Annotated in this window: 21 protein-coding genes; 20 read left to right on the top strand and 1 reads right to left on the bottom strand. The window is 66.5% G+C overall.

Translation table 11 applies throughout. The features are described from left to right. The first annotated feature begins 43 nt into the window (after positions 1 to 43). The 8 genes from WNB94_RS07485 (at position 44) to ilvA (ending at position 8,747) form a co-directional block, all read left to right on the top strand. The gene (locus WNB94_RS07485; RefSeq protein WP_341389414.1) at positions 44 to 514 is read left to right on the top strand and encodes a F0F1 ATP synthase subunit B; all 471 of its coding nucleotides are present in this window, start codon (positions 44 to 46) and stop codon (positions 512 to 514) included. A gap of 2 nt (positions 515 to 516) precedes the next feature. Continuing rightward, complete coding sequence (locus tag WNB94_RS07480) at positions 517 to 1,050, top strand: F0F1 ATP synthase subunit delta (protein WP_341389412.1); 534 nt, start codon at positions 517 to 519, stop codon at positions 1,048 to 1,050. A gap of 118 nt (positions 1,051 to 1,168) precedes the next feature. Further along, the gene (gene atpA / locus WNB94_RS07475; protein ID WP_341389411.1) at positions 1,169 to 2,722 is read left to right on the top strand and encodes a F0F1 ATP synthase subunit alpha; all 1,554 of its coding nucleotides are present in this window, start codon (positions 1,169 to 1,171) and stop codon (positions 2,720 to 2,722) included. An 11-nt stretch (positions 2,723 to 2,733) separates the two neighbouring features. Continuing rightward, a complete protein-coding gene (gene atpG / locus WNB94_RS07470; protein ID WP_341389410.1) occupies positions 2,734 to 3,600 on the top strand; it encodes a F0F1 ATP synthase subunit gamma in 867 nt (288 codons plus the stop codon). A gap of 35 nt (positions 3,601 to 3,635) precedes the next feature. Then, entirely contained in the window at positions 3,636 to 5,048 is a 1,413-nt protein-coding gene (gene atpD / locus WNB94_RS07465) for a F0F1 ATP synthase subunit beta (protein ID WP_341389409.1), read from the top strand. A gap of 169 nt (positions 5,049 to 5,217) precedes the next feature. After that, positions 5,218 to 5,634, top strand: coding sequence for a F0F1 ATP synthase subunit epsilon (locus WNB94_RS07460; RefSeq protein WP_341389407.1), 417 nt, complete (start codon positions 5,218 to 5,220; stop codon positions 5,632 to 5,634). Positions 5,635 to 5,856: 222 nt separating this feature from the next. After that, entirely contained in the window at positions 5,857 to 7,137 is a 1,281-nt protein-coding gene (locus WNB94_RS07455) for an oxygenase MpaB family protein (protein WP_341389406.1), read from the top strand. Positions 7,138 to 7,178: 41 nt separating this feature from the next. Further along, positions 7,179 to 8,747, top strand: a complete 1,569-nt coding sequence (gene ilvA / locus WNB94_RS07450) for a threonine ammonia-lyase, biosynthetic (protein WP_341389404.1) — start codon at positions 7,179 to 7,181, stop codon at positions 8,745 to 8,747. Between the two features lie 25 nt (positions 8,748 to 8,772). Here ilvA and WNB94_RS07445 read toward each other — a convergent pair whose 3' ends face one another. Continuing rightward, positions 8,773 to 9,357, bottom strand: coding sequence for a hypothetical protein (locus tag WNB94_RS07445; protein WP_341389402.1), 585 nt, complete (start codon positions 9,355 to 9,357; stop codon positions 8,773 to 8,775). A gap of 165 nt (positions 9,358 to 9,522) precedes the next feature. Here WNB94_RS07445 and gspG point away from each other — a divergent pair, with 165 nt between their 5' ends. The 12 genes from gspG (at position 9,523) to WNB94_RS07385 (ending at position 21,109) form a co-directional block, all read left to right on the top strand. Continuing rightward, positions 9,523 to 9,981, top strand: a complete 459-nt coding sequence (gspG, locus tag WNB94_RS07440; protein WP_341389401.1) for a type II secretion system major pseudopilin GspG — start codon at positions 9,523 to 9,525, stop codon at positions 9,979 to 9,981. Then, the gene (locus WNB94_RS07435) at positions 9,956 to 10,459 is read left to right on the top strand and encodes a pilus assembly FimT family protein (RefSeq protein WP_341389400.1); all 504 of its coding nucleotides are present in this window, start codon (positions 9,956 to 9,958) and stop codon (positions 10,457 to 10,459) included. The genes gspG and WNB94_RS07435 overlap by 26 nt, the downstream gene beginning before the upstream one ends. Continuing rightward, positions 10,446 to 10,826 carry a type II secretion system minor pseudopilin GspI gene (gene gspI / locus WNB94_RS07430; RefSeq protein ID WP_341389398.1) on the top strand — a complete coding sequence of 127 codons (381 nt, stop codon included), beginning with the start codon at positions 10,446 to 10,448 and terminating at the stop codon, positions 10,824 to 10,826. The genes WNB94_RS07435 and gspI overlap by 14 nt, the downstream gene beginning before the upstream one ends. Position 10,827: 1 nt before the next feature. Beyond that, positions 10,828 to 11,529 (top strand): PulJ/GspJ family protein, encoded by a 702-nt coding sequence (locus WNB94_RS07425; RefSeq protein WP_341389397.1) that lies wholly within the window; start codon positions 10,828 to 10,830, stop codon positions 11,527 to 11,529. A gap of 3 nt (positions 11,530 to 11,532) precedes the next feature. Then, a complete protein-coding gene (gene gspK / locus WNB94_RS07420; protein WP_341389395.1) occupies positions 11,533 to 12,561 on the top strand; it encodes a type II secretion system minor pseudopilin GspK in 1,029 nt (342 codons plus the stop codon). Positions 12,562 to 12,705: 144 nt separating this feature from the next. Then, complete coding sequence (gspL, locus tag WNB94_RS07415; RefSeq protein WP_341389394.1) at positions 12,706 to 13,989, top strand: type II secretion system protein GspL; 1,284 nt, start codon at positions 12,706 to 12,708, stop codon at positions 13,987 to 13,989. After that, on the top strand, positions 13,986 to 14,498 hold the full coding sequence (locus WNB94_RS07410) for a type II secretion system protein M (RefSeq protein ID WP_341389392.1): 513 nt from the start codon (positions 13,986 to 13,988) through the stop codon (positions 14,496 to 14,498). The genes gspL and WNB94_RS07410 overlap by 4 nt, the downstream gene beginning before the upstream one ends. 12 nt (positions 14,499 to 14,510) lie before the next feature. After that, a complete protein-coding gene (gene gspN, locus WNB94_RS07405; RefSeq protein ID WP_341389390.1) occupies positions 14,511 to 15,428 on the top strand; it encodes a type II secretion system protein N in 918 nt (305 codons plus the stop codon). Positions 15,429 to 15,431: 3 nt separating this feature from the next. After that, entirely contained in the window at positions 15,432 to 17,687 is a 2,256-nt protein-coding gene (gene gspD, locus WNB94_RS07400) for a type II secretion system secretin GspD (RefSeq protein WP_341389389.1), read from the top strand. A 19-nt stretch (positions 17,688 to 17,706) separates the two neighbouring features. Beyond that, on the top strand, positions 17,707 to 19,125 hold the full coding sequence (gene gspE, locus WNB94_RS07395; RefSeq protein WP_341389981.1) for a type II secretion system ATPase GspE: 1,419 nt from the start codon (positions 17,707 to 17,709) through the stop codon (positions 19,123 to 19,125). A gap of 54 nt (positions 19,126 to 19,179) precedes the next feature. After that, entirely contained in the window at positions 19,180 to 20,403 is a 1,224-nt protein-coding gene (gspF, locus tag WNB94_RS07390) for a type II secretion system inner membrane protein GspF (protein WP_341389388.1), read from the top strand. Positions 20,404 to 20,407: 4 nt separating this feature from the next. Beyond that, positions 20,408 to 21,109, top strand: coding sequence for a response regulator (locus WNB94_RS07385; RefSeq protein WP_341389387.1), 702 nt, complete (start codon positions 20,408 to 20,410; stop codon positions 21,107 to 21,109). Positions 21,110 to 21,163: the final 54 nt, after the last annotated feature.

Here is a 21,163-nt window from a genome sequence, read left to right as displayed (position 1 = left end):
TTTCTCGACTGAACATCCCATTTAAACGAGAAAGGTCCGAGCCGTGAATCTGAACGCAACGCTGTTCGCGCAGATCGTGGTCTTCGGGATCCTGTGGTGGTTCACGATGAAATTCGTGTGGCCGCCGATCACGAAGGCGCTCGACGAGCGCGCCAACAAGATCGCGGACGGTCTGGCTGCGGCCGACAAGGCCAAGCTGGAACTGGCGAACGCCAACAAGAGCGTCCAGGAGCAGCTCTCCCAGTCCCGCGACGAGATCGCACAACGTCTGGCTGACGCTGAAAAGCGTGCGGCCGCGATCGTGGAAGAAGCCAAGGCCCGCGCCTCGGCCGAAGCCGCCAAGATCGTCACCGACGCCAAGGCCGAGGCTGATGCCCAGGCCGTGCAAGCCCGCGAGGCCCTGCGCGAGCAGGTCGCCGTGCTGGCCGTCAAGGGTGCTGAGCAAATCCTGCGTCGCGAGGTGTCAGCCGAGGTCCACGCCGACCTGCTGTCCCGCCTGAAGACGGAGCTGTGATCATGGCTGAGCTCGCCACCATCGCACGGCCCTACGCCGAAGCCCTCTTCAAAGCCACCCCGGTGGCTGAGCAGGCCGCTTGGCTGGAGCAGGCGCAAGCCCTGTGGGTGGTCGCTCGCGACCCCCAGCTGCAGGACTTCGCCGACAACCCCAAGGTCACGCAGGAGCAGGTCTTCGACGTGATCGCCGGGGCAGCCAAGGTGGCTCTGGCACCAGCCGTGGCCAATTTCCTGCGTACCGTTCTGGAGAACGGCCGTCTGGCGGCGCTGCCGCTGATGGTCGAGCAGTACCAGTCGCTCGTGCAAGCCCGTCAGGGCGTGTCTGAAGCGCACATCGTCAGCGCCTTTCCGATCTCGGACGCCCAGGTGGCCGAGATCCTGGGCCCCCTGTCGACGCGTTTCGGTCGCCAACTGACTGCCAAGGTCGAGGTCAACCCCGACCTGATTGGTGGCGTGCGCGTGGCCGTGGGCGATGAGGTGCTCGACACCTCCGTCAAGGCCCGTCTGGAACGCATGAAGTCGGCTCTCCTGGCGTGAACCAGCCTCCGACCTCCAAGCAAGAACCGTCGCTAACCCCGCCGGCGGCGAACCCGTCGCCGGCTGTTGTCAACGAGGTATGCCTGAGTGCAGCCCTTGACCAGCCTGGGAGCAAAGCATGCAACTGAATCCCGCAGAAATTTCCGAACTGATCAAGAGCCGCATCGAAGGTCTCGGCGCGGCTGCCGACATTCGTAACCAAGGTACCGTCATCTCCGTGACCGACGGTATCGTGCGCGTCCACGGCCTGTCCGATGCGATGCAAGGCGAAATGTTGGAGTTCCCCGCCGACGCCTCGGGCGTCCCCACCTACGGTCTGGCCCTGAACCTGGAGCGTGACTCCGTCGGCGCCGTGATCCTGGGCTCGTACGAGCACATCTCCGAAGGCGACACCGTGAAGTGCACGGGCCGCATCCTGGAAGTGCCCGTCGGTCCCGAACTGGTGGGCCGCGTGGTGAACGCCCTGGGTCAGCCCATCGACGGCAAGGGCCCGATCAACGCCAAGCTGTCTTCTCCCATCGAGAAGATCGCCCCCGGTGTGATCGCGCGTCAATCCGTGGATCAACCCCTGCAGACCGGCATCAAGTCCATCGACTCGATGGTGCCGATCGGCCGTGGTCAGCGCGAGCTGATCATTGGTGACCGTCAGACCGGCAAGACCGCCGTCGCCATTGACGCGATCATCAACCAGAAGGGCCAGGGCGTCACCTGTATCTATGTCGCCATCGGTCAGAAGGCCTCGTCGATCAAGAACGTCGTGCGCTCGCTGGAGCAAGCCGGCGCCATGGACTACACCATCGTGGTCGCCGCTTCGGCCTCTGACTCGGCTGCCATGCAGTTCGTGTCGGCCTACTCCGGTTGCGCCATGGGCGAGTACTTCCGCGACCGCGGTCAAGACGCCCTGATCGTGTACGACGACCTGTCCAAGCAGGCCGTGGCCTACCGTCAAGTGTCGCTGCTGCTGCGCCGTCCGCCCGGACGCGAAGCCTTCCCTGGCGACGTGTTCTACATCCACTCGCGCCTGCTGGAGCGTGCCGCTCGTGTGAACGCCGACTACGTCGAAGCCTTCACCAACGGCGAAGTGAAGGGCAAGACCGGTTCGCTGACCGCCCTGCCCATCATCGAAACGCAAGCCGGTGACGTGTCCGCTTTCGTTCCGACCAACGTGATCTCGATCACCGACGGTCAGATCTTCCTGGAAACCAACCTGTTCAACGCTGGTATCCGTCCCGCCATCAACGCCGGTATCTCGGTGTCGCGCGTGGGTGGTGCTGCTCAGACCAAGGTCATCAAGAGCCTGTCCGGCGGTATCCGTACCGACCTGGCCCAGTACCGTGAACTGGCTGCCTTTGCGCAGTTCGCTTCCGATCTGGACGCGGCCACCCGCAAGCAGCTGGACCGCGGTGCCCGCGTGACCGAGCTGCTCAAGCAGGCCCAGTATCAGCCCCTGTCGGTCTCGACGATGGCCGCCACCCTGTTTGCCGTGAACAAGGGCTACATGGACGATGTGGACGTCAAGAAGGTTCTGGCCTTCGAAGCCGGTCTGCACCAGTTCCTGAAGACCAGCCACGGCGCCCTGCTGGCCAAGATCGAAGAGAAAAAGGCCCTGGACAAGGACGCCGAAGCTGAACTGCAATCGGCCGTCGTCGCGTTCAAGAAGACCTTCGCCTAAAGGAGCGCACCATGGCCGTAGGCAAGGAAATTCGCAACAAGATCAAGAGCGTCGAGAACACCAAGAAGATCACCAAGGCCATGGAAATGGTCGCGGCTTCGAAGATGCGCAAGGCGCAGGATCGCATGCTTGCGGCTCGGCCCTACGCTGAAAAGGTGCGCAACATCACGGCGAACTTGGCCAAGGCCAACCCCGAGTACGTCCACCCCTTCATGCTGCCCAGTGCGGGAGGCAAGAAGGTGGGCTTCATCGTGGTGAGCACGGACAAGGGTCTGTGCGGTGGCTTGAACACGAACGTGCTGCGTGCCGTGACCAACAAGCTCAAAGAGCTGGACGGTCAGGGCATCAAGGCCGACGTGGTCTCCATCGGCAACAAGGCCACCGGCTTTTTCAACCGCATCGGTGCCAATGTCGTCGCGCAAGTCGTCGGCATGGGCGACACGCCGCACATGGAAAAGCTCATTGGCCCGGTCAAGGTGCTGCTCGACGCTTACACGGCGGGCGAACTCAGCGCGGTGTACCTGTGCTACACCCGCTTCATCAACACGATGAAGCAAGAGCCTCAGGTGCAGCAACTGCTGCCCCTGGGTGCCGACGAGTTCGCAGGCGAAACGACTCATTCATGGGAATACATCTATGAGCCGGACGCCAAGCTGGTGATCGACGAGTTGATGACCCGTTACGTTGAGGCGCTGGTTTACCAGTCTGTGGCAGAGAACATGGCTTCGGAGCAGTCGGCTCGCATGGTCGCCATGAAGGCCGCGACCGACAACGCTGGCAATGTGATCAAGGAACTGAAGCTGGTCTACAACAAGACCCGCCAGGCGGCGATCACGACCGAGCTGTCCGAGATCGTGGCCGGTGCGGCTGCGGTCTGATCCGAAGATTTTGATTTGAATTGAAGGAACGAAAAATGGCTGACACGCAAACAGTGGGCAAGATCGTTCAGTGCATCGGCGCCGTGGTGGACGTGGAGTTCCCGCGTGACCGCATGCCCAAGGTGTACGACGCCCTGAAGATGGACGGCTCCGCGCTGACCCTCGAAGTGCAACAGCAGTTGGGTGACGGCATCGTCCGCACCATCGCGCTGGGCTCGTCCGACGGCCTGCGCCGTGGCATGCAGGTGTTCAACACCAACGCACAGATCACCGTGCCCGTGGGCCAGGCAACCCTGGGCCGCATCATGGACGTGCTGGGCAACCCCATCGACGAACGTGGCCCCGTGGACCAGACGCTGACCGCGCCGATCCACCGCAAGGCCCCGGCCTACGACGAACTGTCGCCCTCGACCGAGCTGCTGGAAACCGGCATCAAGGTGATCGACCTGGTCTGCCCGTTCGCCAAGGGCGGTAAGGTGGGTCTGTTCGGTGGCGCCGGTGTGGGCAAGACCGTGAACATGATGGAGCTCATCAACAACATCGCCAAGGCTCACTCGGGTCTGTCGGTGTTCGCTGGTGTGGGCGAGCGTACCCGTGAGGGCAACGACTTCTATCACGAAATGTCTGATGCAGGCGTCGTGAAGCAAGACAACCTGGCCGAATCCAAAGTGGCCATGGTGTACGGTCAGATGAACGAGCCGCCGGGCAACCGTCTGCGCGTCGCCCTGACCGGTCTGACGATGGCCGAATCCTTCCGCGACGAAGGCCGTGACGTGCTGTTCTTCGTGGACAACATCTACCGCTACACCCTGGCCGGTACCGAAGTGTCCGCGCTGCTGGGCCGCATGCCTTCCGCCGTGGGTTACCAGCCCACCCTGGCCGAAGAAATGGGTCGTCTGCAAGAGCGCATCACCTCGACCAAGGTCGGCTCGATCACCTCGATCCAGGCCGTGTACGTCCCTGCGGACGACTTGACCGACCCGTCGCCTGCCACCACCTTCGCCCACTTGGACTCCACCGTGGTGCTGTCCCGTGACATCGCTTCGCTGGGCATCTACCCCGCTGTGGACCCGCTGGACTCGACCTCGCGTCAGCTGGACCCGCACGTGGTGGGCGACGAGCACTACACCGTGGCCCGCGCCGTGCAGAACACCCTGCAGCGCTACAAGGAACTGCGCGACATCATCGCCATTCTGGGCATGGACGAACTGGCTCCGGAAGACAAGCTGCTGGTGGCCCGCGCTCGCAAGATCCAGCGCTTCCTGTCGCAGCCTTTCCACGTGGCCGAAGTGTTCACCGGTGCCCCTGGCAAGTACGTGCCCCTGAAGGAAACCATCCGTGGTTTCAAGATGATTGTGAACGGCGAGTGCGACAGCCTGCCCGAGCAAGCCTTCTACATGGTTGGCACGATCGACGAAGCCTTCGAAAAGGCCAAGGCCCTCAACTGAGCGGCGCGCTCGGCCGTGACTTGGCGTTGCCGTGCGCACCGTAGCCTCAGCTACGGTTGTGTGCGGCGCCTTGATTCACGACCGATCGCTTGCTCAGTTCGGCGCTTCAAGTACCCCTCGGGGCTTGGATGCCGGGCGCAGCAAGAACCGCATTTTTTGAAAGCACGATATGTCCACCATTCACGTTGACGTCGTCTCGGCCGAAGAGTCGATCTTTTCGGGCGAGGCCACGCTGGTGTCCCTGCCAGGTGAAGTGGGCGAGCTCGGCATCCTGCCGCGCCACACCCCGCTGATCACCCGCATCAAGCCGGGCGCCGTGCGCATCCAGCGCGCCGACAACAACGAAGAAGAGTTCGTCTTCGTTGCAGGCGGCATCCTGGAGGTGCAGCCTCACTGCGTGACCGTTCTGGCCGACACCGCCATCCGCGGCAAGGACCTGGACGAAGCCAAAGCCAACGAGGCCAAGCGCCTGGCCGAAGAGGCCGTGCAGAACGCCAGCGGCGAACTGGACCTGGCCAAGGCCCAGAGCGAACTGGCCGAACTGGTGGCCCAACTGGCTGCCATCCGCCGCCTGCGCAAGAAGTGATGACCGTGGGGCTTGTGTCCCACCGATCGCGCCTCATCAGCCCGCCTCCTGGCGGGCTTTTTTCTGGGCGAGCCGCGCGCCTTCGTTTCGCCATTTGTTCCACCGCGCTGTGCGCGTCTGTGACGATTGCATCAGGGTGTTTCCGCATGGTGTTAATCGGCAGGGACAGGCGTGGCGGGATGCGTCAAGATCCGTGATCAAATTCACGAACACGGAGTGGGCATGCAGTCAGCGCAGGAGCGCAGCGCCATGGGCACGTCACCGAGGGACTCGGTGGCGCTGCCTGTCGCCCCTCAGCAGCCCCCCAGGCGCCACGGTGCCGACCTGAAACGCAGTCGTGCCATGGCGGCCCGCCTGCGGTGGATGATCGACGGCGATCCTGAGCCCGACGCCAGTGACTGGCAGGCCATGGGCATGGCGCTGTGGGACGGTGACCCGCTGGCCGACGAGGTGGCGGCATGGATGCTGGCGCAAGGTGGTGCACGGGCGTGGCCCCTGGTGCAAGAGGCGCTGGGCATGGACCCGGCCTCCGCGGCGCAGGATGCGCGGGTGCCGGGCTGTCTGGCTCGCCTCATCAGCCGGGTGCACGCCCGGCCGGCCTGGCTGGACGAGGCCCGGCTGCGGCGAGGTGCACGTGTGTTGCAGACCTCCGGACGCTTGGGCACGATGGTCTTGCGCGACGCCGCCCTCATGGCCGGCTACCAGGCGTCGGCCATCAACCAAACCTTGTTGCGCACCGGCCAGCTGCAGCGTGGCGCGCCCCAGCGTATCGCCGAAACGGCGCTGTGGTGGTTGATGTGCACCGACGACGGTGGTCTGAATCCCGGGGCGCCGGGCCATGTGATGACCGTCAAGGTGCGCCTGATGCACGCGCTGGTGCGGGTGCGGCTGCAGCGCGCCCCCGACTGGGACGCGGCCGAACTGGGCGTGCCCATCAATCAGCTGGACATGCAAGCCACTTACCTGGCGTTCAGCGCTGTGCAATTGCTGGGCTTGCGCATGACCGGCGACATCTTCTCGCGCCAGGATGCCAATGCCGTGATGCACCTGTGGCGTTACGTGGGCTGGCTCATGGGGGTGGACGAGTGCTGGTTGTGTGACGATGAGCAGACCGGGCGGGTGCTGCTGTACCGCAATCTGTTGAGCCAGGCGCCATCGGATGCGTCGAGCGTGGCCCTGGGCCGGGCCCTGATGGACGAGCCGCTGTCTCGGCCCTATGCCTGGGGTGCGCGCTGGCGCGGGCGCTGGGACCGGGCGTGTCACCTCAGCCTGGTGCGCTGGTTCATTGGCGGGCAGGGCATGCACAACCTGGGCTTGCCGGCGGCCTGGCCTTGGTACCCGCTGCTGTTGTGGGGGCCGCGCTGTCTGCGGTCGCTGAGCATGCGCCTGCTGCCGTTCACGCGGCCGTGGTGGCGTCGGTGGGGTCGCTGGCAACAGCAGGCGTTTCGGCGCGCCACGGCCCAGGCGCTCAATGAGCATGGATTGACGCGGCCGGTGCCTTAGACTTGAGCGTTTTGCTCGTCCATTGTCCGGAGCTCTTGTCCATGCCTGCTGCGCGCACCACCAAGAAGAAGACCGCGCCTTCGTCGCTGAGCCTGCACGATTACCTGCAGCGCATCCTGACCACCCGGGTCTATGACGTGGCCATTGAGAGCCCGCTGGAAGAGGCGCGCACCCTGTCGCGCCGCCTGGGGCACCACATCTACATGAAGCGGGAAGACCTGCAGCCGGTCTTCAGCTTCAAGCTGCGCGGGGCTTACAACAAGATGGCCAAGCTCAGCCCTGCCCAGTTGGCCAAGGGCGTGATCTGCGCCTCGGCGGGCAACCACGCGCAAGGGGTGGCCCTGGGGGCCAAGCGCCTGGGCTGTCAGGCCACCATCGTCATGCCGGTCACCACGCCCCAGGTGAAGATCGACGCGGTGCGGCACTTTGGCGGCGAGCATGTGCAGATCGTGCTGCACGGCGAAAGCTATTCGGATGCCGCGTTGCACGCCAAGGCGCTGGAGCGCAAGAAGGGCATGACCTTCGTGCACCCCTTTGACGACCCCGACGTGATCGCGGGCCAAGGCACGGTCGCCATGGAGATCTTGCGCCAACACCAGGGCCCGATCGACGCCATCTTCGTGGCCATTGGCGGTGGCGGCCTCATCAGCGGGGTGGCGGCCTACGTGAAGGCCGTGCGCCCCGACATCAAGGTGATTGGTGTGCAGACGAGCGATTCAGACGCCATGGTGCGCTCGGTCAAGGCGGGTGATCGCATCACGCTGAGCGATGTGGGCCTGTTCTCTGACGGCACGGCCGTGAAGCTGGTGGGCGAAGAAACGCTGCGCCTGACGCGCGAGTTGGTGGACGACTTCGTGGTGGTCAACACCGACGCGGTGTGCGCAGCCATCAAGGACATCTACCAGGACACGCGCGGCATCGTCGAGCCGGCCGGCGCCTTGGGCGTGGCGGCCATCAAGCAGTACGCGGCACGCCATGGCGGGCAGGGCAAAACCTACATCGCCATCAACTGCGGCGCCAACATGAACTTCGACCGCCTGCGCTTCGTGGCCGAGCGGGCCGAGGTGGGTGAGGAGCGCGAGGCCTTGCTGGCCGTGAGCATCCCGGAGGAGCGTGGCTCGTTCAAGCGCTTTTGCGAGGTCATCGGGCCCCGCAGCGTCACCGAGTTCAACTACCGCATCTCGGATGAGCGTGAGGCGCATGTGTTCGTGGGCCTGAGCACGCGTGAGAAGGGCGAATCACGGCAGATCGCCAAACAGTTCGAGGCCGAGGGCTTCCGCACGGTGGACCTGACCCACGATGAGCTGGCCAAGACGCACATTCGCCACATGGTGGGTGGGCGCTCCAGCCTGGCCGAGGGCGAGCGCCTCTACAGCTTTGTCTTCCCGGAGAAGCCGGGTGCCTTGATGAACTTCCTGACCAGCCTGCCGCCGGGCTGGAACATCAGCCTGTTCCACTACCGCAACCAGGGTGCGGATTACGGCCGCATCCTGGTGGGCCTGCAGGTGCCCAAGGGCGAGGTGGCCCGCATCGGGCAGGTGCTGGACCAGCAGGGTTACGTGTACGTGGACGAAACACGCAACCCGGTGTACCGGCTGTTTTTGCGCTGACCGTTCTTGACGCCGCGTTGGCGGCTCAGGATTCGCCATCCGGGCCGGGAGGCGGCTCCGGATTGTCGGGCGGGGTGGCGACCGGCGGCATGGCCGGTGGCGGCGGCACGGCGCTCGGCGGGGGGGTCAGGGTTGCGCCGCTGGGCGGAGGCAAGGTGCTGGTGGCCGCCGGGCTCAGGCGCGGCAGGTCGATGCGCGCCAGTGTCGGCCCGCCCGTCGGGCCGATCTCGGCCTGGCGCTGGTTGAGGGCCAGCAACACCATGTCGCCATCGATGGTCTGGCCGATCTTCACCGCCCGTGCGGGCTTGCCATCCAGCGACAGCAGCGCCACGCCGTCATCACCCGAAGGCGTGCCGGGCGCCACCGCGCCGATGATGCGGATGCGGGACAGCAACTGGCTGGCCGCGCTGGGATCGATCGCCGGCCCTTCGTCAGCGGTCGTGGCGCTGGCAAACAGCCGACGGAAGTCGCCAGGCACCTGGCCGCCCAGCTTGACCGAGGTGGCCGAAGCAGGCACGCCCACCTGGGGCGCCAACCAGCGCAGGCCCCAGTAAGCGATGCTGGCGGCCACGGCGGCCCAGATGATGAATGCAAAGAAGCGAGATGCCATGATCAGGCCATTATGATGGCTGTTGAACGTTTTCAGCATGGTGAACTGCCCGAGGATCCCCGGGTAGATCCTGCGTCTCGGGCCCGGTGGGCTCAGGCATGCTGTTGGCCTGGGGGTGGCCGGTCTGGCGCCCCCCGTTTTTTTCTCAGACAGCTGGTATTGGACATGACGATGTTTGCGCGCTTTTCGGGTCGCGTCGGGGGATTGGCCCGGCAGGTACAACGTGGCTTTACCCTCATCGAGTTGATGGTGGTGCTGGTGATCATTGGTTTGCTGGCGGCCCTGATCGTGCCCAATGTGCTGGACCGTGCCGACGACGCTCGCGTCACGGCGGCGCGCACCGACATCGCCAACCTGATGCAGGCCCTCAAGCTGTACCGTCTGGACAACCAGCGTTATCCCACGGCAGAGCAGGGCCTGGAGGCGCTGGTGGCGCGGCCTGCGGCACCGCCCGTGCCCGGCAACTGGAAGCCCTACCTCGAAAAGCTGCCCAAAGACCCGTGGGGCAGCGCTTACCAGTACGTCAACCCCGGCGTGAAGGGGGCGGTGGATGTGTTCAGTTTTGGCGCAGACGGCCAGACCGGCGGCGAAGGCAGGGATGCCGACATCGGTTCCTGGGAGTGAGCGCGGCGGGCGTCATGCCCGTGGCTTCACCCTGCTGGAACTCATGGTCGTGGTGGCCATGATCGCCATCACCACGGCGGTGGTGAGCTTTGCGGTGCCCGACCCGGCCGCCACGCGCCTGGAGCGTGAGGCGGCCCGACTGGTGGCCCTGCTGGAATCCGCCCGCACGCAGGCCCGGGCCGGTGCCATGACGGTGCTGTGGATTCCCCAGGGCCAGGAGGCCGAGGCCGACTACCAGTTCCTGGGCCTGCCGCCCGCCATGATGCCGTCCCTCAGGTGGCTGGAGCCCGAGGTGCGTGCCGAGGTGGTGGGCGGGCGCAGCATCGTGCTGGGGCCCGAACCGGTGATTGGCGCACAAAGCGTGATCCTGCGGCTGGATGCCCGCCAGATCATCATCGGCACCGATGGGCTGGGGTCTTTTGACGTGATCAATGGCGACGGTGACACCACGGCGGAGGGCCGCAATGCGAGCCGATGAGCATCGGGTGACCCCGGACAGCGGCATGACGCTCATCGAGGTGCTGGTGGCGTTGGCCATCGTCGCCATCACCCTGGCGGCGGGCATCAAGGCCGCGGGCGGGCTCACCGTCAATGCCCAGCGCATGGACGATCTGCTGGTGGCGCAGTGGTGTGCCGAGAACCAGCTCTCGGCGCTCAAGCTGGGCAAGATGTACCCGCCGGTGGGCGACAGCGATTTCGCCTGCGTGCAGCTGGGCCGCCAGTTGCCGGGCAAGCTGGTGGTGCGGCCCACGCCCAACATCAACTTCAGGCGGGTCGATGCCCAGGTGCTGGACGAGCAACAACAACCCATCGTGCGCCTGTCCACGGTGTTGTCGAGGTTCTGACATGGCGATGCATCGTGGGCACCTTCCGCCTCATGGCCGTCACCCCGAACCCGCCAGCGTGCAGGGCTTCACGCTCATCGAGGTGCTGGTGTCGCTGCTCATTCTGGCCGTGCTGGCGGCCACCGCCTGGAAGGGCATGGACGCCATCGCCACGTCCCGCCAGGTGGCCGATGGCAAGCTGCGCGAAACCCTTCGGCTGCAGTCCGTCATGACCCAGTGGGAGGCCGACCTGGGGCAGGTCATCGACACCCTGATCGTGCCAGGCCTGCAATTCGATGGCGGGCACTTGCGCATGACGCGCCGCACGACCGGCGGGGTGCAGGTGGTGACCTGGCTGGTGCGCGGTGAGCGCCTGCTGCGCTGGGCCAGCCCCGAGACCACGCGCGTGGGCGACCTGCAGGATCACTGGCAGCGGTCGTTCCAGCTTCAGGGCACCGAGCCCGGCACCTTGGTGGCCCTGCAGGGCGTGGGCCAGTGGCAGGTGTTCTGCTTTCGCAATGCATCGCTGAGCAACTGCCAGTCGAGTGGCAATCTGGCCCAGGCGTTCCAGGGGACGCCCACGCCGGGTCAGCCTCCGGTGCCCACCGTGGTGCGCGAGCAATTGCCTCAGGCTGTGCGTGTTCAGCTCAGCCTGGGGCCTGGCAGCGGGTTTGCCGGCAACCTGTCGCGCGACCTCCCGGTGGCCCCTCAGATGGTGAACTGAACGATGCCGCGTCATTGGCCCTCCTCATTCAGCCGCCAGCGTGGTGCCGCGTTGTTGTCGGCCATGGTGATCGTCACCCTGGTGGCCACCCTGGCCTCGTCGATGGTCTGGCAGCAGTGGCGTGCCGTGCAGGTCGAAGGCGCCGAGCGCGTGCGCAGTCAGGCCGGATGGGTGCTGCGCGGTGCCCTGGACTGGGCGCGCCTCATCCTGCGCGAAGACATGCGCAGTGGCGGGGCCGATCACCTGGGCGAGCCCTGGGCCATTCCGCTGGCGGAGGCCCGGCTGTCCACCTTCCTGGCCGCCGACAGCAACAACAACGCCGACCAGGGCGACGACAGCGTCGAGGCCTTCCTGTCGGGGCGGGTGGAAGACGCCACCTCACGCTACAACCTGCGCAACCTGCTGGACGCCGACGGCAATATCATCCCGGAAGAGCTGTTGACGCTGCGTCGCTTGTGCGAATACGCGGGCCTGTCGCCCACCCTGGCCGAAGCCGTGGCCGATGCCTGGCGGCGGGGCAGCCTGGCCGTGCAGGCCGTGCAACTGGACGACCCTCAATTGCTGGCGACGCTGGGCGGCTCGGATGGCTTGCGCAGTGCGCCCTTGTTGCCGCAGACGGCCGAGCAACTGACCTGGCTGGGCCTGGACGCGGCCACGGTCGAGCGCCTTCGCGCCGTGGTGACCGTGCTGCCTGACGCCACCAAGGTGAATGCGAACACCGCCCCGCGCGAGGTGCTGGCGGCCGTCGTGGAGGGGCTGGACCTGGGGCAGGCCGGCCGCATTGTGCAGGCCCGCCAACGCACCCCCTTCAAGGCCACGAGCGAGCTCAACAACGTGCTGGGTCCTCGCAACTGGAATTTCAACCGCCTGGCCGTCACCTCGGATTTTTTCGAGGTGCGGGGTCGGCTGCGTTACGAAGATCACGTCATCGAGCAGCGCCACCTGGTGCAGCGCAGCGGCGGCGATGTCGTCGTGTTGCACCAGTCGCGTTTTTCAGGCATGGACCTTGGGCCTGCTGCGCCCCCCCAATAGGGTTAGACGGGGGCGCATGGGTTGCTGTAATGACACTGAACGCAGGTATTCATCCTTAAAGGGTGTTTATTTCCACGCTCCTACAATCCGAATGCCAATAAGCTTGGCACCATTTCACGTTCCCCAGAGCTTCACCACCCGGGCATGAGCACTCTCATCATCCAATTGCCAGCGCGACCGCGCCTGAGCACCGAGCCCGACGGCACCGACCGGGCGTCATCGGGCGGGCCGCGTGAGTACGCCTATGTGCTGAGCCCGGATGGCCTCAGCCTGGGTCGCCAGGGGCACTGCGTGGCGGCCATGCTGCCCCGCGCCGACAACGTGGTGGCCGTGATGGCCCCCCAAGACCTGAGCTGGCACCGCCTGACCTTGCCCAAGGCGCCAGCCGCCCGGCTGCGCGCCGCCCTGGCCGGACTGCTCGAAGAAGCGGTGCTGGACGACACCGAAGACCTGCACCTGGCCGTCTCGCCGCAGGCCAAACCGGGGCAGGCCTGCTGGGTGGCCGCCTGTGATCACACTTGGCTGACCAGCCAGCTCATGGCGCTGGAAAAAGCCAAGCTGCGCGTGGACCGCGTGGTGCCGGGCCTGGCGCCCGACGAGCCCGCCACGGCCTTTTTTCATGAAAGCGAATACAGCGACGCCGACCCGGGTGCCGACCAGGGCGGGGGCGTGCTGCTGAGCTGGTCCACGCCAGAGGGCGTGGCGTCCTGGCCCTTGCAGGGCACCTTGTCGCGCAGCCTGTTGCCCGACCCCCTGCCGCCCATGACCCGCGTGCTGGCCACCCCACCGGTGGCCGCCCCGGCCGAACGCTGGCTGGGTCAGGCCGTGACGGTGCAGGCCCCGGCCGAGCACATGCTGCTGGCCGCACGCTCGCTGTGGAACATCCTGCAGTTCGAGCTGGCCCCGCGCAGCAAGGGCCTGCACGCCGTCAGTGACCAGTGGCGCCGTTTGTTGAGCCCGCAATGGCGGGCCGCCCGCCTGGGCGTGGCGGCCCTGGTGGCCGTGCAGGTGCTGGGTTTGAACCTGTGGGCCTGGCACCAGGAGCGCGAACTCGATGGCCAGCGCCGACAGATGACCGCCTTGCTCAAGCAGGCGCATCCGCAAGTGCGGGTGGTGCTGGACGCCCCCGTGCAGATGCAGCGTGAAACCGAGGCCTTGCGCCTGGCCGCGGGCGTGCCTGGTGAGCGAGACCTGGAGTCGCTGTTGTCGGTGGTGGCGCGTGCGTGGCCCGACGACCGCGTCGTGCCTGCCTGGCGTTACGACGCCTCGGGTTTGACCGTGGCCTTGCCGGCCACCTGGGGCGGTGGTGAGCGCGATGGCTTCTTGCAGCGCGTGGTGCGCGCGGGCCTGACCGTGCAGGACCTGGGCGATGGCCGGGTTCAGATTCAGGCGCCCGTACGGGCTGCCACTGACAGGGGGCCCGCATGACGACCTCTCGTGACACCCTGGCGCAGTGGCGTCAACAGTTTGATGAACGCTGGTCGGCCATGGCGCCCCGTGAACGGCTCATGGTGCGGCTCATGGCCTGGTCCCTGTTGATCGTGCTGGTGGTGATGCTGGGACTGCGACCCGCCTGGCGCAGCCTCACCGAAACCCCCGCGCAGTTGCAGGCGGTTGAGGTTCAACTCGAACAGATGCGTCGTTGGGCCCAGGAGTCTCAACAACTGCGTCAGCGGCCGCCTGTGCCGCCCATTCAGGCCGAGGCTGCCTTGCGTGCGGCATCGGCACGCTTGGGGGCCTCGGCCAGGCTGAACATCCAGGCTGACCGCGCCACCCTGAGCTTCTCGGGGGTGTCGGGCGGCGTGCTGGCCGACTGGCTGCAAGAGGCCCGAAGCGCGGCGCGTGCGCGGGTCGTGGAGGCCGATGTGCAGGCCGTGGGCAACGGGTTCAATGGGTCGTTCGTGCTGGCGCTGTCGTCGGCACCGACGGGGCAGTGAGGACGCAGCCACATGGCCGGAATACCTTCGTTCAAGCGCCGCCCCGCCTGGTTTGATGGCGCCACGGCCCTCACCACCCGGTGGCTGGAATCCACCCTGGAGGTGACCCGCTGGGAAAACATGCGCAAAGCCGGCCGTCGCTGGGGCTGGTGGGGCGTGGGCGTGGGCGCACTGCTGGGGGTGGTGGCGTATGCCCCTGCCGCCTGGCTGGCGCAGGGCGTGCACTGGCTGACCAGCGGGCGCCTGCTGCTGGCCGAGTCGCGCGGCACTGTCTGGCGCGGCGATGCTGTGGTGGTGCTCACGGGCGGTGCGGGCAGCCGCGAAGCGCGCGCCCTGCCGGGCCGCATGACCTGGCAACTGGGCCTCGGATTGCAGGGGCCTCGCCTGACCTTGCAGCAAGACTGCTGTGTGACGCAGCCTCTGGCTTTGCGCTTTCAGCCCCGCTGGGGTGGTGTGCACGTGGCGGTGGGGCCGGCCCAGGCGTCGGCAGAGGCAGCAGGGCCGGCCGAGCTGGGGCGCTGGCCCGCGGCATGGTTGTCAGGCCTGGGCACGCCCTGGAACACGCTGCAGTTGCAGGGCGTGGCACGGGTGTCGGCCCAGCAATTGAGCTTCGAATGGGTGCAGGGCCGCTTGCGCATGCAGGGGGCAGCCGAGCTGGCCCTGGACCATGTGTCGTCCAGCCTGACCACGCTGGACGAGCTGGGCTCGTACCGCCTCGTGGTGCAGGCCGGCGGCCAGGGCCAGGCCCTGATGCGCCTGGACACCGAAGAAGGCGCTTTGCAGCTCTCGGGTGAGGGTGAATGGCGGCCGTCGGGGGTGTACTTCCGTGGCGAAGCCCGCGCGGCGCAGGCCGAACGCGAGGCACTGGACAATTTGTTGAACATCATCGGGCGCCGCCAGGGCGAGCGCTCGATCATCTTGATCGGATAAGGCATGAAGCACCACCTCCTGACACGCCATCGCACCACCGTGCTGCTCACGGCGTTGGCCATGGGTCTGGGATCTGCCGGCCTGGTGTCGCTGAGCAGTCCGGCGCTGGCCGCCCCCGTGGTCAAAAAGGGCGGCCCCTCGGTGACGCTCAATTTTGTGAACGCCGAGATCGAGGGTGTGGCCCGGGCGATGGGTGCCATCCTCAATCGGCAGATCATGGTGGACCCTCGTGTCAAGGGCGCCATCACGCTGTACAGCGACCAGCCGCTGACCCCGCGCGAGGCCTACCTGAACTTCCTGGCCGCCTTGCGGGGGCAGGGCTTTGCGCTGGTCGAGGTGGCCGGACTGATCAAGATCGTGCCCGAGGCTGAGGCCAAGCTGCAAACGGGCACGGTGGACGTGGGTACGGTCAAGCGCAGCGGCGATCAGGTGCTCACCCAGATCTTCCGCCTGCAGCATGAAGCGGCCAACAGCCTGGTGACGGTGCTGCGCCCCCTCATCAGCCCCAACAACACGATCAACGCGAACCCCTCCACCAACACCCTGGTGATCACGGATTACGCCGACAACCTGCAGCGCATCGGCCAGATCATCGCGGCCATGGACGTGCCCTCTGTCAGTGACACCGAGGCCATTCCCTTGCAGTACGCCATCGCGGCCGACATCGCGCCGATGGTGCAGCGGCTGGCCGACGGCGGCGGCACGGCGGCGCCAGGCGCTGCGGGCACCCAGGCCACCCTGGTGATGGCCGACTCGCGCACCAACACCTTGCTGGTGCGATCGCCCAGCGCGGCCCGCATGGCCCTGGTGCGCCAGCTGGTGCGACAGCTTGACCGCCCTGGCTCGGCCGGCATCGGCGGCAGCGGCATTCACGTGGTCTACCTCAAGAACGCCGACGCCGTGAAGCTGGCCCAGGTGTTGCGCGCCGCCTTCCCGGCCAGCGGAGGCTCATCAGGTGGTGGCGGCTCAGGGGCCTCGCCCACGCCCAATTCCACCAACCCCGCAGCGGGTGGTGCCAACAGCAGTGGCGCCGGCAACACCGGGGCGTCGTCGCAGTCCACCGCGCCGGTGGCGGCGTCTGCCCAGCCGTCCACCGGGGGGTTCATCCAGGCCGATCCGGCCACCAACTCGCTGATCATCACGGCCACCGACTCGCTGTACCGCCAGTTGCGTGCGGTCATCGACCAACTGGATGGCCGCCGTGCCCAGATCTACATCGAAGCCATGATCGTGAAGGTGGATGCCAACAAGGCCGCCCAGCTGGGGGTGCAGTGGGCAGCAGCCTCGGGCGATCGCAATGTCGTGGGGGCGGCAACGAACCTGCCCTTGAAAGGCTCCTTGACGAACATCCCGGGGCTGGCCTCCACGGTGGCCGGGGGCGCATCTGCGTTGACAGGGCTGGAAGGTTTCAGCGTGGGGCTGGCCCGCAGGCTCAGCGATGGCACTTACAGCCTGGGGGCCCTGGCCACCTTCCTCAAGACCGAAGCTGGCGGCAACATCCTGTCCACGCCCAACCTGGTCACGCTGGACAACGAAGAGGCCAAGATCGTGGTGGGTGAAAACGTGCCCATTCCGACGGGCAGCTTCACCAACACCGGCACCAGCAGCGGTTCGGTCAACCCCTTCCAGACCATCGAGCGCAAGGACGTGGGCCTGACCCTGCGCGTGCGCCCGCAGGTGGGCGAGGGGGGCACCGTGCGCATGACCATCTTCCAGGAAGACGCCCGCGTGAATGCGGCCACGGCCACGGCCACCAACGGGCCGACCACCTCCAAGAGCTCCATCGAAACCACGGTGGTGGTGGACGATGGGCAGGTGCTGGTGCTGGGTGGGCTGATGAAAGACGAGTATGGCGATGGCGAGTCCAAGGTGCCGTTGCTGGGCGACATCCCCGTGCTGGGCAACCTGTTCAAGAGCCAGCAACGCAGCCGGGTCAAGTCCAACCTGATGGTGTTCTTGCGCCCGGTGGTGATGCGTGACCAGGATGCGGCCAACGCCCTCACGATGGACCGCTACGACTACATGCGCCAAAAGCAGATCGACAGCACCCCGCAGGCCAGCACCGTGCTGGGCATCAACGAGGTGCCCGTGATGGACCCGCTCAAGCTCAGCAACCGCTTGAGCATGCCTTCGGTGGCCCAACCGCTGGACGAACCCGGTGCGCCAGCCCCCACGGTGGTGATGCCGGCCGAGTCGGGCTACACCCCTCGCCTGGTGCCAGTGACGCCTCCGGCGGCCAGCGGCGCCACGGCGCCTTGAGTGCGGAGGCCCCATGCCGGTGAGACATCCCCTGCCATACGCCTATGCCCGCGCCAACGGCATGTTGCTCGAGCATGACGGCGAGCGCCTGACCTTGTGGGCCAGCACGGCGGTGTCGTCCGCTGCCTTGTCCGAGGTGATGCGCAAGCACAGCATCGACGCCATCGAGATGGACCCGCCCGAGGCCATCGGTCAGCGCATTGCCACGGCCTATGCGGCCGGTGAGGGCAGTGCCGCGGCGGTGGTGGGCGAAGTGGAAAGCGCCGTCGACCTGTCGCGCATGATGCAGGACTTGCCGGCGGTGGAGGATTTGCTGGAAGCCAGCAACGACGCGCCCATCATCCGCATGCTCAACGCCTTGTTGACGCAGGCGGCCAAGGACGGCGCGTCAGACATTCACATCGAGGCTTACGAGCGCAACTCGGTGGTGCGCTTTCGGGTGGACGGCACCCTGCGTGAAGTGGTGCAGCCCAACAAGGCCTTGCACGCGGCCTTGATCTCGCGCCTGAAGATCATGGCCGAGCTGGACATCTCTGAAAAACGCATGCCGCAAGACGGCCGCATCAGCCTGCGCATTGGCGGGCGGGCGGTGGACGTGCGGGTGTCCACGCTGCCCTCGGCCCACGGTGAGCGCGCCGTGCTGCGGATTCTGGACAAGGGCGATGCCAGCAAGTTCACGCTGGAGGCCCTGGGCATGAGCGGCGAGACGCTGGACCAGTTCAAGCGCCTGCTGCGCCAGCCGCACGGCATCGTGCTGGTGACCGGCCCCACCGGCTCGGGCAAAACCACCACGCTGTACGCGGGTCTGGCCACCGTCGATGCGGCCACCACCAACGTGCTGACGGTGGAAGACCCGGTGGAGTACGAGCTGCCCGGCATCGGCCAGACCCAGGTCAACCACAAGATCGACCTGAGCTTTGCCAAAGCCCTGCGCGCCATCCTGCGGCAAGACCCGGACGTCATCATGATCGGCGAAATCCGCGACCTGGAAACGGCCCAGATCGCCGTGCAGGCCTCGCTGACGGGCCACTTGGTGCTGGCCACGCTGCACACCAACGACGCGCCGTCGGCGGTGGCGCGTCTCATCGACATGGGCATCGAGCCCTTCCTGTTGTCCTCTTCATTGCTGGGGGTTCAGGCCCAGCGCCTGGTGCGCAAGCTGTGCGTGCATTGCAAGCGCCAGGATGACCAGGGCCGCTGGCACCCGGTGGGCTGCAGCGAATGCGGCATGAGCGGTTACAAAGGCCGTACCGGGGTCTATGAGCTCATGGTGTGTGATGACGAGATCCGCGCGCTCGTGCATGCGCAGGCGCCCGAGTCCAAGCTCTTCGAGGTGGCGCAGCTCAACGGCATGAAGACCATGCGCGACGATGGCGACCGCCTGGTGGCCCAGGGGGTCACTTCGCTGGAAGAAGTGTTGCGCGTGACCAGAGAGTGATGTGCCTTGGCCTGTGACCTGACCGTTTTCTGACGCCCCGACCGGACCTGCCCCATGCCCGCCTTTCGTTTTGAAGCCCTGGACGCCAACGGCAAGACCGTCAACGGTCTGGTGGACGCCGACAACGCCAAGGCCGCGCGCGCGCAGCTGCGGGCCCAGGCCCTGGTGCCCCTGCAGGTCGATGCGGTGATGGTGCAGGGCGGGGGCAAGTCAGGCGCATCGCGGCAGTTGTTTCAGCGCCGGGTGTTCAACCCCACGGCCCTGTCCATCTGGACCCGCCAGCTGGCCGGTCTGGTGGTGGCCGGATTGCCGCTGGAGCGGGCGCTCACGGCCCTGGCCGATGAAGCCGAAGACCCTCGCCAGAGCGAACTGGTGGCCCACCTGCGCGCCGAGGTCAATGCCGGATCGCCCTTTGCCAGGGCCCTGTCCAGTTCGCCGCGCGAGTTCGACGAAGTGTATTGTGGCGTGGTGGCCGCAGGCGAGCAAAGCGGTCAATTGGGCACTGTGCTGGACAAGCTGGCCACCGATCTGGAAGAGCAGCAGGCCCTGAAGTCCAAGCTCATCGGGGCCACGCTGTACCCGGCCATCGTGTCGGTGTTTGCCGTGGTCATCGTGGTGGCCTTGCTGGTGTTTGTGGTGCCCCAGGTGGCCCAGGTGTTTTCCAGCAGCAAGCGGGCCTTGCCCATGCTCACGCAATTCATGCTGGGCCTGAGCGCGTTCATGCAGAACTGGGGCTGGCTGCTGGGCTTGTTGCTGGTGGCGGGCGGCGCCGGCCTGGCCGTGGCTTTGCGCAATGAAGACTTTCGTCAGCGATTCGATGCGGGCTGGCTGGAGCTGCCCGTCATCGGGCGCCTGTCCCGAGGGTACAACGCCGCGCGCTTTGCCGGCACGCTGGCCATGCTGGCCGGTTCGGGCGTGCCCATCCTGAAGGCGCTGCAAGCGGCCGCTGAAACCTTGTCCAACCGGGCCATGCGCGCCGACGCCATGGATGCGCTGGTGCAGGTGCGCGAAGGTGCACCCCTGGCCTCGGCCCTGGCCGCCAAGAAACGGTTTCCGGGCCTGTTGTCGATGTTTGCGCGTCTGGGCGAGCAGACGGGGCAGTTGCCTCAGATGTTGCAGCGGGCAGCGCAGCAGTTGTCCACCGAGGTGCAGCGCAAGGCCCTGGCCATCGCCACCGTGCTGGAGCCGCTGCTGATCGTGTCGATGGGTCTGGTGGTGATGTTGATCGTGATGTCGGTCATGATGCCGATCATGCAGATGAACACCTGGGTGAAGTGAGTGAATGAAGCTTTTGCTGGTTGACGATCATGGACTGTTCCGGGAAGGGCTCAGCCTGCTGATCCAGCAGCAGATGACGCTGCAGGACAAGCGCTTGCCCCTGTGCCACGTGCTGGAAGCGGGCAGCATGCGTGAAGCCGTGGACACGGCGCACCGCCATCCGGATCTGGGCCTCGTGTTCCTTGACCTTGGTCTTCCCGACGGGCAGGGCCTGGACACCCTGGCGCAGTGGCGCCAATGGCTGCCACAGGTGCCGGTGGTGATCTTGTCGGCGGACGACCGTCATGACACGGTCATGGCCGCGATCGAGGCCGGGGCGTCGGGCTTCATCTCCAAGACGGCGCGATCGGCGGACATGTGCGACGCCGTGCAGACCGTGCTGTCTGGCGGGGTGTACCTGCCCGCCGTGACCCGAGCGGCCCATGACGCCGGGATGGTGGGACTGGGCGCGGGTGACGATCGCACCGAGTCGGACCTCGGCCTGTCGGCGCGGCAGCTGGACGTCCTGCGTTTGCTGGTGGATGGCCGGCCCAACAAGGACATCTGCCGGGTGCTCAACCTGACGGAGTCGACCGTCAAGACCCACCTGGCGGCCATTTTCCGCAAGCTGGGCGTCAACAACCGCACGCAGGCGGTGGTGGCGGTGGCGCGCCGTGGGGTGCGTTTGCCCATGTCACCGGGTGACGACCTGATCGGCGGCGCCTGAGCGCCTCTGCATGGGCGCTCGCGATGGGCGCAGGCATTCGGCCAAACGGACGAT

The sequence above is a fragment of the Aquabacterium sp. A3 genome, from assembly GCF_038069945.1.
Classification (GTDB): domain Bacteria; phylum Pseudomonadota; class Gammaproteobacteria; order Burkholderiales; family Burkholderiaceae_C; genus Aquabacterium.
This window is presented reverse-complemented; position numbering and strand designations above follow the sequence as displayed.

Coding starts and splice junctions, on each gene's coding strand:
- WNB94_RS07480 (WP_341389412.1), top strand. CDS start 517: ATGGCTGAGCTCGCCACCATCGCACGGCCCTACGCCGAAGCCCTCTTC.
- atpA (WP_341389411.1), top strand. CDS start 1,169: ATGCAACTGAATCCCGCAGAAATTTCCGAACTGATCAAGAGCCGCATC.
- atpG (WP_341389410.1), top strand. CDS start 2,734: ATGGCCGTAGGCAAGGAAATTCGCAACAAGATCAAGAGCGTCGAGAAC.
- atpD (WP_341389409.1), top strand. CDS start 3,636: ATGGCTGACACGCAAACAGTGGGCAAGATCGTTCAGTGCATCGGCGCC.
- WNB94_RS07460 (WP_341389407.1), top strand. CDS start 5,218: ATGTCCACCATTCACGTTGACGTCGTCTCGGCCGAAGAGTCGATCTTT.
- WNB94_RS07455 (WP_341389406.1), top strand. CDS start 5,857: ATGCAGTCAGCGCAGGAGCGCAGCGCCATGGGCACGTCACCGAGGGAC.
- ilvA (WP_341389404.1), top strand. CDS start 7,179: ATGCCTGCTGCGCGCACCACCAAGAAGAAGACCGCGCCTTCGTCGCTG.
- WNB94_RS07445 (WP_341389402.1), bottom strand. CDS start 9,357: ATGGCATCTCGCTTCTTTGCATTCATCATCTGGGCCGCCGTGGCCGCC.
- gspG (WP_341389401.1), top strand. CDS start 9,523: ATGACGATGTTTGCGCGCTTTTCGGGTCGCGTCGGGGGATTGGCCCGG.
- WNB94_RS07435 (WP_341389400.1), top strand. CDS start 9,956: ATGCCGACATCGGTTCCTGGGAGTGAGCGCGGCGGGCGTCATGCCCGT.
- gspI (WP_341389398.1), top strand. CDS start 10,446: ATGCGAGCCGATGAGCATCGGGTGACCCCGGACAGCGGCATGACGCTC.
- WNB94_RS07425 (WP_341389397.1), top strand. CDS start 10,828: ATGGCGATGCATCGTGGGCACCTTCCGCCTCATGGCCGTCACCCCGAA.
- gspK (WP_341389395.1), top strand. CDS start 11,533: ATGCCGCGTCATTGGCCCTCCTCATTCAGCCGCCAGCGTGGTGCCGCG.
- gspL (WP_341389394.1), top strand. CDS start 12,706: ATGAGCACTCTCATCATCCAATTGCCAGCGCGACCGCGCCTGAGCACC.
- WNB94_RS07410 (WP_341389392.1), top strand. CDS start 13,986: ATGACGACCTCTCGTGACACCCTGGCGCAGTGGCGTCAACAGTTTGAT.
- gspN (WP_341389390.1), top strand. CDS start 14,511: ATGGCCGGAATACCTTCGTTCAAGCGCCGCCCCGCCTGGTTTGATGGC.
- gspD (WP_341389389.1), top strand. CDS start 15,432: ATGAAGCACCACCTCCTGACACGCCATCGCACCACCGTGCTGCTCACG.
- gspF (WP_341389388.1), top strand. CDS start 19,180: ATGCCCGCCTTTCGTTTTGAAGCCCTGGACGCCAACGGCAAGACCGTC.
- WNB94_RS07385 (WP_341389387.1), top strand. CDS start 20,408: ATGAAGCTTTTGCTGGTTGACGATCATGGACTGTTCCGGGAAGGGCTC.